We start from the raw sequence: 16831 nt of genomic DNA on the forward strand, positions 1-16831 counted from the left end.
CAGGGGATCGGCGACAGACCTGCAATCAGTTCGACTTTAAGGCCGCCTTGCTTTTGCTTTGGCTTTTGATTTTCTTGCCCTATATCAATGGCTGGTTGGCTGACCATTTCGGTTCGCGCCTGGTCTTCAGTTCGGCGATCGTCCTGTTCATCCTGTTCGTGTTGCAGCGTGCACCCGCCAAGGATTAGCGCGGTGCGTGGGTTCTCCTGTCCTGGACCCTGAAACTCAAGTGCACGCAGGTGCCCTGTTTTTCATCGATTATCAGGCTCGCATCGCCGCCGAAGCTTTCCATGATCTGCTTCACCATGATAAATCCGATACCCAGCCTGCCTTGTCGGGTGGTGTAGAACGATTTGAAGGCCATCATTTGCTGTTGCCGGCAAGCGCCACCCCCGGTGTCGCCAATGGTCAGGTGCAGCCATTGATGGGCATCATCCAGGCGAGCCGCGATGTTCAGTTTTCCTGCCGTCGGCATCGCTTCTATGGCATTGGCAATGACGCTACCTAAAATCTGCGAGAGCAACAGCGGATTGCTGATTACCCGAGGCATTGGCTCGTTTTTGAACTCGACCTGGATTTTTGCCTGACTCAGTTGCGCACTGAAGCTGTTTAGGGTGGCCTGTACCATCTCCATCGAATCCACCCGTTGCGCCTCCCCGCGGATCGGTCCCAGGCACAGGAGCAATTCCTGCACCCACCGCGACACCCGCTCCACCTGATTGATAATATCGTCGAGCTGCTTCTTTGCAGGCTGGCCCTGAATGTCATTTGCCAATTCCGCACTTGAGCGGATGCAGGCCAGAGGATTACGCAGGCTATGGGCGACGGCAGTGGACATTTCGCCCAGGCCAACGTACGTCTTGTTGGCAACGACTTGAGCCTCTTGCGACGCCAACTGGATCGATGTTCGTCGGGCAATCCGGTAAATCCCGAAGTAAACAAGCAGACCGCCCATGGTGGACAACCAGATGATCCAGTGACCGTGGTTCAGGCGTTCAATCAGGTCGATGGGCTCCCTGTAGATTTCAACCACCGCCAGAATGTTTCCCCGGTCATCGACCAGAGGGATGTAGCTTTCGATGAAGAACTTTTTTGGGGGGTACAGGAATTTCTGTTCACTGCGGTCTGCAGCGACATTGCTGTATTTGGTGGATATCCGTTCTTTGGAACTGAATGCCTGTTCAAGCTCGTCGTTCAAAAATGCTCGCCCAACCAGCTTCTGGTTGGTTGACCAGACCACTGTTCGATTTGGGGAATAGATATTGATCAAGAGCGAATTCGGGAGATGCGCAAGATAGTCCAGGAACTCGAAGCTGGCGGGCTGTGCGCTCTGTTTCTTTTCTTCTGGCATCGACTGGTGTTGAGCGTAGGCGAGCACCTCCCCGATCTGTTTACCCGCCAGCCCGTGGTGACGTATCTCACCTTTGGCAATGGTCTGGATGAACTGCGCTGTTATCAGCGCATCGCGTTCAAGGCTTTCGGCGACCAGAAATCTGGTCGACCAAGAACCCACCCCGAAAGCGATCACACTGATCAGAACGAAACTGACGATCGAAAACCAGCGCAGGAGATTGAATTGTTGAGTGGGTGCAATCGCGTCAACTGTTCCAGGGAGAAAGCGTCTATACAGCACGTCGATTGCAGGCATAGGGAGTACTCCAGGGTATGCTGCTTTTCAGCAGCTTCAACCTCTCAAGCAAGCCTTGGGTGAATAGCAGCATCCATGCCAATGCAACGCTGCGCTTGGGCGGTGCATCTTTCAGCCATTTCTCCAGGAAAAAAACGCCGGTGCGAAGCGGGTTTTATCCCCCATATATGGGGGTGATTGTCCCCTGGCCGTGGGGAAGCAAATACGCAACAGGAAAGCGCTCAATCACTTCTTGAAGCTCAGACGATACTCGGCCGTGCAGGTCTCACCGTCCATGTGCGTGGGCGCGCTTGGCAGCAACGCCATGCTCTGATGTTCCTTCAACCAGTCATGGAGAATTTCGTTGCGCAACGCCGCCGGTGAAGTGTCGGGTTTACTGTTTTTTCACATCGCTTTCACTACTCCAGCACAGCGTCGTATTTACCTTGGCGCTACCGGATGGTGAAGTTCTAAGGGGTATCCCTGGCTGGCACCAAGCCCTGCAGGTTCGATGGTATGCCCCGCACCCTGATCAATGATTCGTTAATTTCAAGATTCGTCCCGCAATCTTTAGGCTTACGTGGCAAATATTTCGCTCTGTTCCTTACTACGCTAGCACTCGGCGCGGTGATTTTATGGTTTTCGACGGCGACCCAAGTGATGGATCTTGGCGCGGGCAACAACATGATCAAATCAGAGCTCAAAGAGACGTGGATGCAAGGTTCCACAGTGGTCCTGGTCAGGCACGCCGAACGATGCGACCGATCGGCGAATCCTTGTCTGAGTGACGCCGAGGGCATTACGGTCAATGGCAGTAATGCAGCGATAGCGGTCGGCACAGGGTTACGACAACTCGGTCTTGAAAGAGCCCGCATGATCGCCAGCCCTTCGACTCGCACCCGGCAGACTGCCGATCTGATTTCTGGCGCGGCCGTGGCAATTCAGGATTGGGTGAGTGAATGCGACAGTGCTTTCAAAGATGCCGTAGTTGCTCATAAAAGCCGCAATGAAAATCTGATCCTGATCACCCACAGCGGTTGCATCGATCATTTCGAACGTCAGATGGGCGTGCGTGCGGGAGATCGCTCCAGCGCTTACACGCAATCCATATTCGTCAAGGTGGATGGCAAGCACGAACCAAGGATTCTCGGATCATTGAATGCTGCACAGTGGAAAGCGCTGGCCGACGCACATTTAATATGAGCACGTGTATTTACACGGACGGCGCTCGGCAGGGTCTACCCCAGGTTTCGCACCACAGAAAATTCACATCACGTTTACTTTCCGGCGACAGGCGAATGATTAGCCTCAATTCTGGTCACTGGAGATCGCCATGAGCGCCCCCCTCAAACTTAAATTTTCCGAAAAATACGATAAGGATCACGCACATCAATACTACCTGAAGCATCAGGATGGCCTATCTCGCAAACTGTCCCATTATCGGGACGTGCAGATGGCTCGACATGCGCTGCACAAGGCTGGGGACCCCGGGCTGGTTCTCGACCTTCCATGCGGTGCGGGGCGATTCTGGCCTGTACTTGCAGAAAACTCCAATCGAATCATCATTGGCGCAGACAATTCGCCGGCTATGATTAACACCGCTCTTGAGAATCAACCCGCCGATATAGTTAAACGTGTCAAGCCTCTCGAGACTTCAGCGTTTGCCATCGATCTACCCAGTAATTCGGTCGACAGTATTTTCAGCATGCGGTTGATTCATCACATCGGTGAATCTGCGCATCGCTTGACGATGCTGCGAGAGTTTCACAGGGTGACGCGAGACACCGTCATCTTGTCGATGTGGGTCGATGGCAACTTCAAGTCCTGGAAGCGAAAACGCCACGAACAGAGGCGCAAGGCCCGCGGCGAACAAACTGAATACCAGAACAGGTTTGTTATCCCTCGATCCGTCGCAGAAGCCGAATTCAAGCAGGCTGGATTCGTCATCGACAGCAAGTCGGACTTTATCCCGTTTTATGCAATGTGGCGCGTTTACGTTCTGCGCAAGATTTAAACGGGGGCAAATTGATTGGCCTGCATGGGCAATGGTCGAGTTGTTGTCGCTGAAGCACTTGAATGGCTCATTGTTTTGACGAAATTTTACCAACCCGTCGGATATATTTACCGCCCCTCCAGCATGAGTCGTAACTCAGTGCATTCGAAGACAAGAAAGTCTTAATGCCTATGACTTGCCGGCCAATCGGCGCATCAATATGTAACCAGGAGGGAGAACAACAAGGAGTTAACAATGCGTTTGCCCGCTTCAGCCCCTCTGCGTTTCCTGTTGATGATCACCGGCCTGTGGCTAGTGGTTTTTTTCCTCACCCGCCTGGTGTTATTCGCTACCCACCTTTCAGAGGCGGGTACAGCCTATGCGTCGATCTTTGGGATTGGCGCCTTGTACGACCTGAGTTTTTTGCTGTACGCCGCACTGCCAATGAGCCTGTATGTGCTGCTGTGTCCGCCCGCATTGTGGCGCTCGCGTGGGCATCGCTGGTTCTTGCAAGGGCTGCTGACGCTCAGTGTTTTCGCCATGCTGTTTACGGCGGTGGCTGAATGGCTGTTCTGGGACGAGTTCGGCGTGCGCTTCAATTTCATCGCCGTGGATTACCTGGTGTACTCCGACGAGGTGCTGAACAACATCCTGGAGTCCTACCCAATCGGCAAATTGCTTGGCGCGCTGGCGGTGATCGCGGTGGTCATTTGCATTGCCTTGCACAAGCCTCTACAGCGGGTGTTGGGTGCGCCATTGCCTTCCTGGCGCCAGCGTTTATCGAGTATCGGCGTGATTTTCGCCTTGAGTGCTGTGGTTCTTCTGGTCGTCGACCAGGACACACCACGTGGCAAGGGCGGCAATACCTATCAACACGAGCTGGCCAGCAATGGTCCCTATCAGTTCTTTGCCGCCTTTCGCAACAACGAGCTGGACTACGATCAGTTCTATGGCACCTTGCCGGCGGAGGTAGTTGGCAAGCAAATCCATCAGGAGCTGGCGGAAAGTGGCGTGCAATTCATCGACAAGGATTCGCTCGATGTCCGCCGTACCGTGACCCCGAACGATAAGACCCAGCGACATAATATTGTCCTGGTGACTATCGAAAGTTTCAGCGCCAAGTACATGGGCAGCAATGGGAACCCCGACAACCTGACGCCCAACCTCGATCAACTGCGCAAAGAGAGCCTGTACTTCAACAACTTCTATGCCACCGGCACCCGGACGGACCGCGGCCTGGAAGCCATAACACTGTCTATCCCGCCGACCCCGGGACGCTCCATTGTCAAACGGGTTGGTCGTGAAAGTGGTTTCGCCAGCCTGGGCCGACAGCTCAATCACGTCGGTTACGACAGCGTGTTCGTGTACGGCGGCCGTGGCTACTTTGACAACATGAATGCCTTCTTCGGCGGCAATGGTTATCGGGTCGTAGATCAAAGCAGCGTCGATGAAGCCGAGATTCATTTCAAAAATGCCTGGGGTATGGCTGATGAAGACCTCTACCAGCAAACGCTGAAGCTGGCAGACGAAAATTATGCCAAGCAGAAACCGTTCCTGCTGCAACTGATGACCACCTCCAACCATCGTCCGTACACTTACCCTGAAGGCAGGATCGATATTGCATCCGGTGACGGGCGTGACGGCGCGGTGAAATACACCGACTATGCGATCGGCAAGTTTCTGGAAGCAGCTCGAAAGAAAGCCTGGTTCGACGACACGATTTTCGTCTTTGTCGCTGACCACACCGCTGGCAGCGCGGGCAAGGAAGATCTGCCGATTCGCAACTACCAGATCCCTTTGTTCATCTATGCGCCCAAACTCATCGCGGCGCGTGAAGACGGCCAGCTGGCGAGTCAGATCGACCTGGCGCCAACCCTGCTGGGTCTGTTGAATCTCAATTACGAGTCGACATTCTTCGGTCGCGATTTGCTTCAACCTTCCACCTTGCCGCCCCGCGTGTTAGTCGGTAATTACCAGCACCTTGGCTTGTTCGATGGTAAAGACCTGGCGATTCTCAGCCCCCGGGCGACCTTGCGACGCCACGATGACGCGCTGGGTGCAAGCCATGAGGTGACGGTTCAGCTCGACGACCCGCTGGTCGCACGTGCAATTACCTATTACCAGTCCGCCAGTTATGGGTTCACTCATCGTTTATTGAATTGGCCCGGTAGTGAACGTATTGCCACGCAATAGCTAGCGCCATTGATCGCCCCCTTTCCCGTCTATTGGGCGGGGGCCGATCAATCACTTGAGGGACGTTCGCCGGATATCAAGTCGCGAATGGCGTTTATGGCGCGTTCGCGCGCGCTGGCGAGCAATTGCGGGGAAACCAACGGCGCTTGCAAAAGCCCTTGGGGCAGGGGCATGACACCAAGCGCAATGTGCGCCTGTTCGAATTGTCGTTCGCGCCTGATCACTCCGCCCGACACGAGTTTGAAATAGAACCTGCTGAAGCCCTCCTGCTGCTTGGGCGTGCCACGTACCCCCGTTGTCCGGTCGATGACCCCCAGTCGTTGTTCCAGTGTGTGGCGAAGCCGGGCCTTGCCTTTGCGTTGGATAGGCAGCGGAAATACCGCAACCGGACGCCCGGTCATGCAAGCCTCTGTGAGCATTGAAAGGCTATCGCCGGTAACGATAAATCCATCTGCCAGGGCGAGAAACGCAGGGTAGGGATTGTCTTGCGTCTCTCCGAATCGATACGCCCAGCATGGAACGTCAATGGCAGACAGCAGCGCATCGGTGGTTGTCGCCGATGAGCGAGGGCTGGTCGATAACAGGATCGAGCCACCCAGGGCCTTGACCGCGGCATTGGCTTCACGGCCAAGTCGAACTTCTGATTCCGTGTCCATGCAATAAGGTGCGGCACTGGCTCCCACGAGGACGGCGATCCAGGGGCGCGGCAGTGCAGCGAAGCGCTGGCGCCATAGCGCCAGTTGCGCCTGATCCAGCGTACGCGGATTCATGTACGGGGCAGGGAGGTCCACTACGTTGTCTGCCAGGGCAAGCCCATATTGTGGCGTCGACAAGACCAGGTCGAAGCGCCACAACGGGAGCTGGGCACGTCCCACATGGGCCAGTTTTGCCGTGCCCTTGGAGCGATGCTTGATCCATTGGGCAACCTGGGCGCAGCGCCGTCCTGCACTCAAGACCAGGTCTGGCCAGGGCGCGCTCAGGCCTGGGACTGGCCGTCTGGGCAACCGGGTGCCCAACAGGGCGTCGAGCAGATAAGGACGTGGGGGTGTGGTGATGTGTTTGCATTCGTAGGGCCAGCCCAGGGCGTCGGCCATGGCTATCAGCTGTGCATTGTCGCCGGCATGTTGACTCAGCAGCACCCAGACCTTGGGGTTCTCGGCCGCTTTGCGCCGTAATGCGTAGTCCGCGACGAAACGTTGCGTATGGCCTTTTTCATCCACGCAATCAAGCTGCCAGCAACGATCCGGGTAGCGCCGCGCGATGCGCCGCAGCAGTCGTCGCCAGCCGCTGACAGAACTGGTCATTGAACCATCGCCACTGAGCCTTGCGTGAATATAGAGCAATCGGGAAGCCTGGTTGAACAGGCGATCCATGACCCAGGGCAAGTCTTCCGGCGGCAGCTTTTCAAGACCCTGGGCCGCGATGAAATCCTGGGGAGGTAAATCCACCTGGCGAAGCTGCTCGATATCCAGTTGCCTGACCGTCGGGCCGTGTGCCTCCGTGGGTTGCCAACGCCCGATCAACCCGAGATTCGTACACTGCAGCTTGCGACTGAGCAGCCTGACATCCTGCGGGATAAGCGCCGGTAGAGTGGTGGCTTCCCGGCTGCAGTGGACGAATCGCGGACTGGGCTGTGCTGCCGTGTAGAGCTCATACCCACTAGCGTCCGCCGCCTCCTCAAGGCTGAGAAAAATCTCCGCGTAGGGATGAATCTGATAGCTGTATTGTGCCGGCAGAGGTCGCCAGGGCTGCAGATGCAGCGTCGTGTAATGCAGCAACCGGGACTCGCCGTGTTTGTATTCCAGGTCGCGAGCATGCCAGATGGCATCCAGTACGCCGAAGCAGCCCGGTATCTCGGAGGCGAGCGCATGCAGCTTTTTTTTGCTGGTCGTGGTGGCTGCTTGCATGTTCCAGCAGCAGTGCATCCGTTCGCAGTCGATGAGCATGACGGCCGTTTCCCTGGGCGCGAGCGCCAGATAGCCGTGCTCGCCCATCGGTTGGTCGAACAGCTCGGCCGGGTCGGCGGTGTAGAGTTGATCGACGTCGTTGTACAGCGCGCGACCGTGGCGCCCCGCCAGGTCCGGGATAGCGAAGCGGTAATTGGTAAAGCCGGTGCGCCAGCCCGCCTGGTTGAAGCCGGGCAGGCCGGTCATGCGGTAGACCTCATAACGGCGGTCCGGGTTGCGCACCTGTTCCAGCGCATAGACAAACATGCGCTCAGCGCGATATTGGGCAGGTTCGGTACCCAGGAATATGCGCACGGCAGGTGCGTGCGGTGCCCCGGCTCGGGCTGCCAAGACGATCGGCTCGATACGCGGTATCGCGATGTGTTCCCCAATGTCCCCTGGGGTAGCGGGGGCATAGGTACCGATGCTTGAGGACGACTGTGCTGAACCCTCCAGGCGCATGGGCGTTTCCTCGGAACATTAATCTCCACAGCATAGAGCGAAATACGCAAGTCGAGGATAAAGTTTGCGTGCGGTGTTTTTTTGAATCGAGGCGATGGGCGGGTGTCGAAAGGTTTAACTCAGCGAATGGATTGTTCTAGTCTTCCAAGCAAGTCTTTAAGTGATCGCAGGGTCCTGCTCGTTCAAATCCTTAAATGGGAGCCCGGGAGAAATGGGTCTATTCGAACAACGCACCCGTACAGCTGCAATCTTGTTGAGCGCCGGCCAAGGACGACGGCTTCTTCCCTATACGACGAACACCCCCAAGTGCCTGATCGAAGTCGGCGGGCAGCGGGTCATAGAATGGCAGATCGATGCGCTGATGGCCGCCGGGATAAGCCGGATCACCGCGGTCATCGGCTATGGCGCAGAGCAGGTCGAACGGGCTCTGAACGAACGTTACGGGCCTGGCGTCATTTCCACGATCTACAACCCGTTCTTTGAGGTCGCCGATAACCTGGCCAGTTGCTGGATGGCTCGCCAGATCATGCATGACGATTTCATCCTGCTCAATGGCGATACGTTATTCGACCAGCCAGTCCTGGAGCGATTGCTTGATGCACCGGCCAGGGCGATTACACTCGCGGTGGACAAGAAACTGGCGTACGACAGCGACGATATGAAAGTCCAACTGATCGGTGATCGAATCAGCGCCATCGGTAAACTGATTCCGCTCGATGATGTCGACGGGGAGTCTATCGGCATGATGCATTTTCAGGCCGGTGGAGGACCACTGTTTCGTAGTGCGCTGGAAGACAGCATGCGGCGTCCTGAAGCCCTGCAAAGGTGGTACTTGAGCATCATCGATCACCTCGCAGGGACTACCGGGCAAGTGTTCGCGCAGTCCATCGAAGGATTGGGCTGGGCTGAGCTGGACTTTCCTGCCGACCTCCGGGCTGCGCAGGCACTGGTCAGGCCCTGGGTATGCCGCAAGCAAGGGACGGCAATTACCCTCGCGGAGGGAGAGTAGGGCTGCTCGTAAGGTGGGGTTTCAAGCCCGTCTATCGACCAGGCAGGCAGTCACAATGAGACTCGATGCTGGGCTCAAAGGTCTCGCGCAAGGAAGAATATTCCCAGCGTTCGACGGTGACGCGCCTTGTTTGTTTGTCCAGATGGATTCGATTGAACGAATTGGGGGCATTGCCGCGTATACGTGAGGAGAGGGTCGTTCCGGCCTGCACCCCCCAGATTTCCTTGGACAATGCGCCATATTGCGTGCTGAGTGCCAGCACATAGGGAAGATGGATGTGCCCCCCCATCACCAGGTCGAGCCCGGACGAGGCCCAGCGTTCCAGCGCAGCCCCCGCACCGATCTGCAGATTGCGCCGGTCGCTGGCGACGATTGCGCCGAACGGCTGATGAGCGACGACGATGCGCAGTTTTTGCGGATCGCATTTCTGTAGCCGCTCAGCCACTTCCTCGACTTGTCGGGCAGTGACCTTGCCGTCTTTGCGGCGTGCCGGGTGGGTTGTGTTCAAGCAAATGATCAAGGCATCGTCATTCTCGAAAACGGGTGCGAGATTGCTGTCGATGTACTTGTAGTAATTCCCATAGGGTGCAAACAGGCGCGCGAACAGGTTGAACATGGGGATATCGTGGTTGCCGGGGATCGTCAGGACTTGCGGTATTCCATAGCCCTTGATGCGGTTGATGAATGCCTGCGCCGAGGCGAACTGCCCGCGCCGGGCGCGCTGTGTAATGTCTCCGGAGAAAAGGACCAGGTCGGCGCCGTGGGCCTTGACGTGCGTTTCAAAGGCTTGCATGACGGGGAGCTGTTCGGTGCCGAAATGGGTATCGGAAATATGCAGGAGACGGGTCATCGTTGCTGGACATCCTCTATACCCGACAGGGCTTGGCGCTTAATTTTTCGTCCGTTGGTGCCACTGACCACGTTCTTTGCCACTGTTCATGGGGTGCCTCCATTGTTCGCATTGCGAGCAGCAGCGTCTTCAGCGAAGCCGGCGGCTTTTGAGCAGGCGCCAGAGCAATGGCCAGCCGAAGAGCAGTGGAAAACGACGCAAGCGATGGGTCACGACGACAGGCTCACCCAAGTGGCGTTCCAGCTTCCATATGAGGTAGTCGACACCGTTTTCGAAGGTGAAAAAGGATTTGACCAACCGCGCCACGTTCAGGGTTCTTCCCTGGACCCGCCGCCATTTCCACAGACGTTCATTGCCTCGGCGCGTGGCCATCGGACAAAGGTTGCGATAACTGTCTTCTTCGCCCGCACAGGCCGCCATTTGCTTCACCGCAGGCGCGGCTGCCCGGGTGATGCGCGAATAATAGTCCATGTCATGCCTGACAAGCTGCCTGGGGCGATCAGCTGACTCGGGACGCAGCTCGGTCCGGTAGGTCAGCGACAGTGATCTCTCCCACAGGGTGAAACTGTCGAATCGATCCGGCAGCGTGGCGACGCAGCGATCCATCAGGGTCATCACGGCTTGAGCCAGGGCCAAACGGATACGCTTGCGCGTTTCCTCGTCTTTGCAATAAACCAGCCGGCAGGGCTGGGCGAAGCGAGCCCAGAGGTAGCTTTGAAACCATGAACCGGTTCCCGCCTCGAAGTCCTGCAGCGACAGGATGGCGCATTTGGCATGGAGTATTTGCCCATCGGCCGCCGCAGCCCTGACGAGGATCACCGTGGGTGGCAGCCAGGCATTGGCGAGCTGCTGCAAGCGCGTGTGATGAGCGTGAGCGTAGCTATCGACCAGCGCATAGACATCGACCAGGCCATCGGTGAGATCGCCGTTGCGCAGGCATGAACCGTAGACCAGCAGCGCCACCAATGCATCGCCCAGGCGTGTGTGCAATGCCTGGACAATGGCCTGCACCTCGTCAGGCATCGGCTGCGTGCACTGCTCACTGACCTGTTCAAGCAGCTTCGCAGGAAGCGGCGGGCAAGCTTCAGGCATCATTGAGGCCCGAGCGGGGCGCGAACATCCGCACGATCAAGCGGTCGCGTTCGGCGCTCATGTCGATTCGGCTGAGCCAGGGCTGTGGCGGCTGGCCTTGGTGCTTCAAGACAAGGGCGGACATCGTGCGCACCCCCAGGATCAGCGTCGAGACGCAGGTCCAGACGGCCACCCAGATCAACGCCGTGTCATGGGCATCAAACGCCCATAAGCTGGTCAATATGAGCAAGTTGGGGTTGCGCCGCGCGGTGATCAGCCGGTTGAGTGAGTCGAAGGGGCGCCAGAGAAACAGCGAAAAAGGCGCGGCCAGCTTGAACGCACCTTCGCATAGCCTGCCTGCGACATAGCCCAGGCAAATGGCCCAGAGCACGGGCTCGAGGGGTATGGTCGAATCCCAGGTCGACTCGTAGCCCACTCCCCAGGCGATGTACCAGAGCGGCGGGTGAATCAGGTCCAGGCCATGGTCGAAAAGGTTTCCGAAGCGCGTGGAAGTCACGGTGACGCGTGCCAGCTTGCCATCCACCGTATCCAGGAACGTCATCAACCAGCCGGCCAGCAGGCCCGCGCCAAATAATCCATGCCAGAACAGAAAGCCTGCCGCGATGGCCAGGACATAGCTTGCTGCCGTGACCTGGTTGGGACTTAGCCCCAGCCGCACGCACCAGACGGTGGCCCAGCGAGCAGGGACAGGCCAGATCGCCCGGGTGATGAAATCGGTGACGCCCTTGTAGGAGCCGTTGAACAGAGACTTCTCAAGATGCGCCTGGTTGTCGGCGGTGATTTGCGCGACCCAGGGAGGATCGAATTTGCGCAGTTGCGTCTGCATCGCGGTGGCCACGGTGCCGGGAACCACTTTGCGCAATCCGGCGACAGCGTCAGTGTCCAGGCTGGGTAAGTGGGCGAGCCGCTCGACACTGGCGTGGGCGGCGACAATGGTGCCAGTGCGCGGGTCCTGTAGCGCGATCTCAGGCGTTGCCAGCAGCCCCTGGAGCACGCGGTCGTCGTAAAGGTAATCCTCGCGCAGCAGGACCACCTCGCCTTGCGCCGGCAACGGATCGTTCGCGTTGCACAGATGGGCGTTGGGAAACTTTGCGAGCATACGGCCCACTCGCTCCCTGGAAGTCAGTCCCCACAGCCGCACCGGGCAGCTACAGATCAGGTATACGGGAGTCTTCATGGTTGGTTGCGCCTGCGCCGAATCACATTGATTGAAGGAGCGGGCGCCAACGCCCTGTCCATTGAACAGCATGACGGTTTCAACGACTGCCCCGGTCCAGATACGCCACGATCATAATAGCCACTACAAGCAAGACCAGGGCCGGCCCCAAAGTAGTGACCAGAATGTTCATTTTTAGCAGTAGACCGAGGTTTACGATGATCTGATTACTTACATAGACCATTAACCCGACCAGCGCACCCAAAGCCAGCCGTGCACCCAGGTTGGGCGAGCGCGGTTGTGCGAAGGCAAACGGGATGGCGAACAGGATCATCGCCAGGGTCAGGATCGGTCGCCCGAGCTTTTGCCACATCGCCATTTCGTATTGTGCCGATGGCTGGCCCGAGCCTTTGAGGTACGCGATGTAGCGGTAGAGCTGGCGTGCAGACAGGCTTTCGGTCGGCAGCGTAATGTCGCCCAATCGCGCACTGCCAAAAATCGAACGCCAGGGCATTTGATCGAGTTGTTGCGTCGTTTCAGCGCCCTGGTCCCACTGTTTTACCTGGACATTGTTCAAACGCCACTGGCCTGCGTCCAATATGTCCGCCGTCTCGGCAAAGATGTAGGAAACCAGTGAGCGGTCGTTGTCGAACCTGAAAATCTCAATATTGACCGGCAACCGTTTGTGCGCAAGATTGCCAATACGGACGATCTGATCGTCCTGTCGAGCCCAGACGCTGCCTTGATCGTTGCTCGCCTGCGCACCGGCGGCGATGGCTTCGTTGCGCAGCTCCAGGCCATTTTGCTGCAGGGGAGAGGCCACCCACTCATCCAGCGCCGCCCATGACAGCGCCAGCGCGAGACCGGCCACTGTTGCCGTGAACCCGATCCGGGCAATCGACAGCCCGGTAGCGCGCATGACCGTCAGTTCCCGTGTGGCTGACAATTGCCCCAGCGCGGCAATGCCACCCAGCAGTGCGATAAAGGGGCCAAGCTCGACGACACGGCGCGGCAGCGTCAGGAACACGACTTCGATGGCCTGGCTCAACCGATACCCGCCGGGCGCGACGTCGTCTAATTCACCCACCAGGTCAAGGGTGGTGAACAACGGTAGCAGCAGCGCTGCCGCGGCCGCGAAACCGAAGAACACATGGCGGGTAATGTAGCGATCGAGGATTTTCATCGATAGCCGAACCGAAAGTTTGCCAGGTCGCGCGCCAGGAAAACCAGCAGGGCCAGGCTCATCAGCAGGGGCACTGTCCACAAGCCCGGATACAAGGGCAGGGTACTGTTGCCCACCATCGTCTTGCAGATGTCCGCTGCGTAGTAGATCACCGCGAAGACGGCGGTCACGGGCAGCAGGGTCGCAAACCGTCCCTGCCTGGGTCGGGTACGGCTTAACGGAATGGCGAGCAACGCAAGGACCATGGCGCTTACACCCCGCGTCTGGCGCCATTGCAATTCAGCTTTGTCCGAGGGCGCGCTGGAAGCCTTCAGCACTTCGTTGGGGGCTGCCTTGCGCTTACCCTCGGCGGCCCGTTCGATGGGTAGCAAGTGCAGTCGCATATGCTCGAACTTTTCCGAAATGTCCCGGGAAGCACTGTGCTTGAGCAAATAGGAATGGCCTTGCGTCAACTCCACGATCGGATCGTCCGGATTCGGATCCAGGATTCTCGCTTGCCTGGCGCGAAATACACGGGTTTTCGAGTCACCCGGGTCATAGATCAGTACATCGTGGAGGCGGCCATCAGTGCGGTCGATGCGTTGCGCCAGGATCATCCTGCCGTTTTCATTGTTCAGGTTGAACCGTTGCGCCTGCAGATGATTGACGTCCAGGTCTGTTCGCGATTGCTGTTCCAGCACATAGGCCTGCGTATAGGCCCAGGGGCGGCCGTAGAGCGACAGCATGGCCACCGCCAGTGAGATCGGAATAGCCAGCAACAGGACGGCTCGATAGATCCGCAGGGGACTTGCACCCGAAGCGGCTATCGCAATGATTTCAGAATCATGGCACAGCCGTCCCACCGCCAGTGTCACCGAGGCATACAACGCCACGGGCACCAGCATTTCCAGGGCAATCAGTACCTTGTAGAACACCATCGCCAGTACCGCTTGCAAGGCCAGAGTGCCCTCGACGGCGTCAGCGAGATACCGCTCTACCGAATAACTGGCAAAGATGAACACCAGGATGCTGACCATCACGATCACCGGCCGCCGGATCTCGGCGATCACGTAGCGTTCGATCAGGAACATGCCCTGGATCCTGGCCGGCAGCCTTGCCCATGCCGCGCTCGCGCGATCGAGCATTCCTGCCGCCAGGATCCATCAGGTATCGCTCGGTATCGATTGATTTCTCTGGGCATGAATTCTCTCCACCATTTGATAATCCAGCGGCGAATCGACATCGACAGCGGCCTCCGGGAAGGGCATGACCACCGCCCCGAGACTCACCCCCAACCGGTCGGAAAGCTGTTGCAGCGCTTGTTCCAGGGTCAATCGACCCAACAAATATCGCAGTACTCCTTCGACGCCCAGAGCGCCAGCGATGACCCGCCTGGGATGCTTGCGATCGTGTTCGACCCGTTGCCAGTAGCTGGCAAGACGTCGCGCGTCCTCGGTCATGAAGGCGAACAGGTTGCTGCCGCAATAGGGGCCGCCGCGGAGCCGGATGCTGGTGCGTCGGGTGCCTGGAAAACCCGCCAGCACCGTGTCCAGCGGCGTTACCGCCACCACAAAGTCATGGCCGCTTGAAGTCGCTTGCGCAAGGAAATAGTCGACGATCTGCGGACTGAGCAGCGCATGATCCGCCGTGGTCACCAACACGGGACTGTCTGCGGGTTGACGCGCCAGCGCCAGCGCCGCGCTGGCGCTGGGGGAGTTGGCAGGTTCCAGCCAACTGACGCTGGCGCAGTCCAGCAAATGCGTCAACGAGGCCTCTTGCGCCATTAAATGTTGCGCAGGCCCCACGAGTACGATCCGGTCGATCCGGTCACTGGCCGCCAGCGCCTCGATGACGCGACGAACCATGGGGATCCCGGCCACCGGCGCCAATGCCTTGCAGCAAGTCCCGGCCATGGCGGCAACGGGATCGGCCGGCCCCCTGTCAGCAGCCAGGACCAGCGCGGTGAACGGCCTGAGCTCAAATGTGCTTTTCATAGATCCGGTAGCGCTTGTAGGCGGTGGCGCCGATTTGTTCGAGAATCTTGCGCATTACCGCGTTCGATTCCAGGATCCAGGACATTTCCAGGGCTTCTATGCCGCGCTTGACGAAGGGCGGCTTGAGCGCTTCGATCAACAGCAAGGCGAGTGCAGGCCCCAATCGGCTGAACTGGTAAGCCTGCTTGACGCCCATCAGGGGCACGCGTGCAGTCCGCGCACCTTTGACGTAAAGCCGCCACAGCAGGCGTAGCCAGCCAAAGGGCAGCAAGCGCCCGTCGAGCGAGGCGATCGCCTCGTTGATGTTAGGCATGGCCACGATAAACGCGCAGGGCTCGCCATCGACTTCGGCGATGTACAGCAAGTCCTTGGGGACCAGCAGCCTCAACTGGCTGCCAAGCTCGTAGAATTCGGATTCGGTGAACGGGACGAAACCCCAGTTGCGGCTCCAGGCGTCATTGAAGATTTCCCGCAGGATGAGCATGTCCCGCCGGAACTGACGGGGGTCCAGGGGCCTGATCACCACGCGCTTTCGCTCGCGCGCCATCATCGCCGTCAACGCTGGCGGGAAGTGCAATTGATCGGTGCGCATCCAGTAGGCGAGCAGATCCTTGGCTTGCCGGTAGCCAAGGGCGGCGAGCCTTTGGTCATAAAAACGCTGTCCGTGCCCCATCATGGCGCAAGGGGGATGATCGAATCCCTCTACCAGCAACCCGCTTTCCTGGTTGATGGTCAGGTTGAAGGGACCCGTGATACGTGCAGCGCCATGCTCGCGCAGCCAGGCTTCAGCAGCCGCGAACAGGCTGTCGAACACAGCGGGATCGTCCACCGCTTCCAGCATCCCGAAGTGCCCCGAATCATGGCCGTGCAATTGCCGGTGAAGACTGTCGACCTGTGCGGTGATCCGCCCCACGACTTCAGTTCCCGACCAGGCCAGCCACGCCTGCCATGTCAGGTGAGGGGAGGCTGGATTCTTTTGTGAAAGGAGTTCCTGACGCTCGTAATGGATCGGTTCGATCCAGCAAGGATCGTTGCGATACAGGGTGCCGGGGAAACTGATGAATGTCTTGAGGTCCAGGCTTGTGAGGACGGGTCGCGTAATGATTGGCAACTTCTTATTGATCATCGTTGGCCACAAAAGTCCGAAGCAGTTGAACTCGTATCTCTTTCTTAGTACCTCAGAGAGCGTAGCTGAAGTATTGGCGCAGGGCGTATGTGTAGAAAACGAGGGAGCCAGTGAACCAGTAAAAGCTTAGTACTCCGTGATCGTTCCCACGCTCTGCGTGGGAATGCATCCCGTGACGCTCCGCGTCACCATTGCGCACGGCTCACGCCACGTGTCGTCAG

14 protein-coding genes are annotated in these 16831 nt (G+C 58.1%); 5 read left to right on the plus strand and 9 right to left on the minus strand.

What is annotated here, in order from left to right:
- Nucleotides 1–184: 184 nt before the first annotated feature.
- Entirely contained in the window at nt 185–1648 is a 1464-nt protein-coding gene (locus QLG10_RS12080; RefSeq protein WP_110751333.1) for a HAMP domain-containing sensor histidine kinase, read from the minus strand.
- Between the two features lie 17 nt (nt 1649–1665).
- On the opposite strand from QLG10_RS12080, the gene QLG10_RS12085 reads away from it, so the two are divergent.
- The 4 genes from QLG10_RS12085 (at nt 1666) to QLG10_RS12100 (ending at nt 5813) form a co-directional block, all read left to right on the plus strand.
- Nucleotides 1666–1884: a hypothetical protein gene (locus QLG10_RS12085; RefSeq protein ID WP_282487397.1), complete on the plus strand. Its 219-nt coding sequence runs from the start codon at nt 1666–1668 to the stop codon at nt 1882–1884.
- Nucleotides 1885–2143: 259 nt separating this feature from the next.
- Complete coding sequence (locus QLG10_RS12090) at nt 2144–2830, plus strand: histidine phosphatase family protein (protein WP_110751335.1); 687 nt, start codon at nt 2144–2146, stop codon at nt 2828–2830.
- A gap of 130 nt (nt 2831–2960) precedes the next feature.
- Complete coding sequence (locus QLG10_RS12095; protein WP_110751337.1) at nt 2961–3641, plus strand: class I SAM-dependent methyltransferase; 681 nt, start codon at nt 2961–2963, stop codon at nt 3639–3641.
- Nucleotides 3642–3875: 234 nt separating this feature from the next.
- Nucleotides 3876–5813 (plus strand): LTA synthase family protein, encoded by a 1938-nt coding sequence (locus QLG10_RS12100; protein WP_282487398.1) that lies wholly within the window; start codon nt 3876–3878, stop codon nt 5811–5813.
- Nucleotides 5814–5860: 47 nt separating this feature from the next.
- Here the strand turns inward: QLG10_RS12100 and QLG10_RS12105 are convergent, their stop codons facing one another.
- Nucleotides 5861–8221: an ELM1/GtrOC1 family putative glycosyltransferase gene (locus QLG10_RS12105; protein ID WP_282487399.1), complete on the minus strand. Its 2361-nt coding sequence runs from the start codon at nt 8219–8221 to the stop codon at nt 5861–5863.
- A gap of 211 nt (nt 8222–8432) precedes the next feature.
- Between QLG10_RS12105 and QLG10_RS12110 the strand changes: the two genes are divergently transcribed.
- Entirely contained in the window at nt 8433–9230 is a 798-nt protein-coding gene (locus QLG10_RS12110) for a phosphocholine cytidylyltransferase family protein (protein WP_110751341.1), read from the plus strand.
- A 31-nt stretch (nt 9231–9261) separates the two neighbouring features.
- On the opposite strand, the gene QLG10_RS12115 is transcribed toward QLG10_RS12110, so the two are convergent.
- From QLG10_RS12115 to QLG10_RS12145, 7 genes are all read right to left on the minus strand, one after another.
- Nucleotides 9262–10080 (minus strand): metallophosphoesterase, encoded by an 819-nt coding sequence (locus tag QLG10_RS12115; protein ID WP_282487400.1) that lies wholly within the window; start codon nt 10078–10080, stop codon nt 9262–9264.
- A gap of 129 nt (nt 10081–10209) precedes the next feature.
- Entirely contained in the window at nt 10210–11172 is a 963-nt protein-coding gene (locus tag QLG10_RS12120) for a hypothetical protein (protein WP_282487401.1), read from the minus strand.
- Nucleotides 11165–12349 carry a CDP-alcohol phosphatidyltransferase family protein gene (locus QLG10_RS12125; protein ID WP_110751469.1) on the minus strand — a complete coding sequence of 395 codons (1185 nt, stop codon included), beginning with the start codon at nt 12347–12349 and terminating at the stop codon, nt 11165–11167. Before QLG10_RS12125 ends, QLG10_RS12120 begins: the two co-directional genes overlap by 8 nt.
- Nucleotides 12350–12428: 79 nt before the next feature.
- Entirely contained in the window at nt 12429–13511 is a 1083-nt protein-coding gene (gene lptG / locus QLG10_RS12130; RefSeq protein WP_110751345.1) for an LPS export ABC transporter permease LptG, read from the minus strand.
- Nucleotides 13508–14581, minus strand: coding sequence for an LPS export ABC transporter permease LptF (lptF, locus tag QLG10_RS12135; RefSeq protein ID WP_110751473.1), 1074 nt, complete (start codon nt 14579–14581; stop codon nt 13508–13510). The genes lptG and lptF overlap by 4 nt, the downstream gene beginning before the upstream one ends.
- Before the next feature lie 72 nt (nt 14582–14653).
- Nucleotides 14654–15484 carry a nucleotidyltransferase family protein gene (locus QLG10_RS12140; RefSeq protein ID WP_110751347.1) on the minus strand — a complete coding sequence of 277 codons (831 nt, stop codon included), beginning with the start codon at nt 15482–15484 and terminating at the stop codon, nt 14654–14656.
- On the minus strand, nt 15468–16610 hold the full coding sequence (locus QLG10_RS12145; RefSeq protein ID WP_110751349.1) for an N-acetyltransferase: 1143 nt from the start codon (nt 16608–16610) through the stop codon (nt 15468–15470). The genes QLG10_RS12140 and QLG10_RS12145 overlap by 17 nt, the downstream gene beginning before the upstream one ends.
- Nucleotides 16611–16831 lie beyond the last annotated feature (221 nt).

Source organism: Pseudomonas sp. V98_8 (assembly GCF_029967975.1).
GTDB classification, from domain to species: Bacteria; Pseudomonadota; Gammaproteobacteria; order Pseudomonadales; family Pseudomonadaceae; genus Aquipseudomonas; species Aquipseudomonas umsongensis.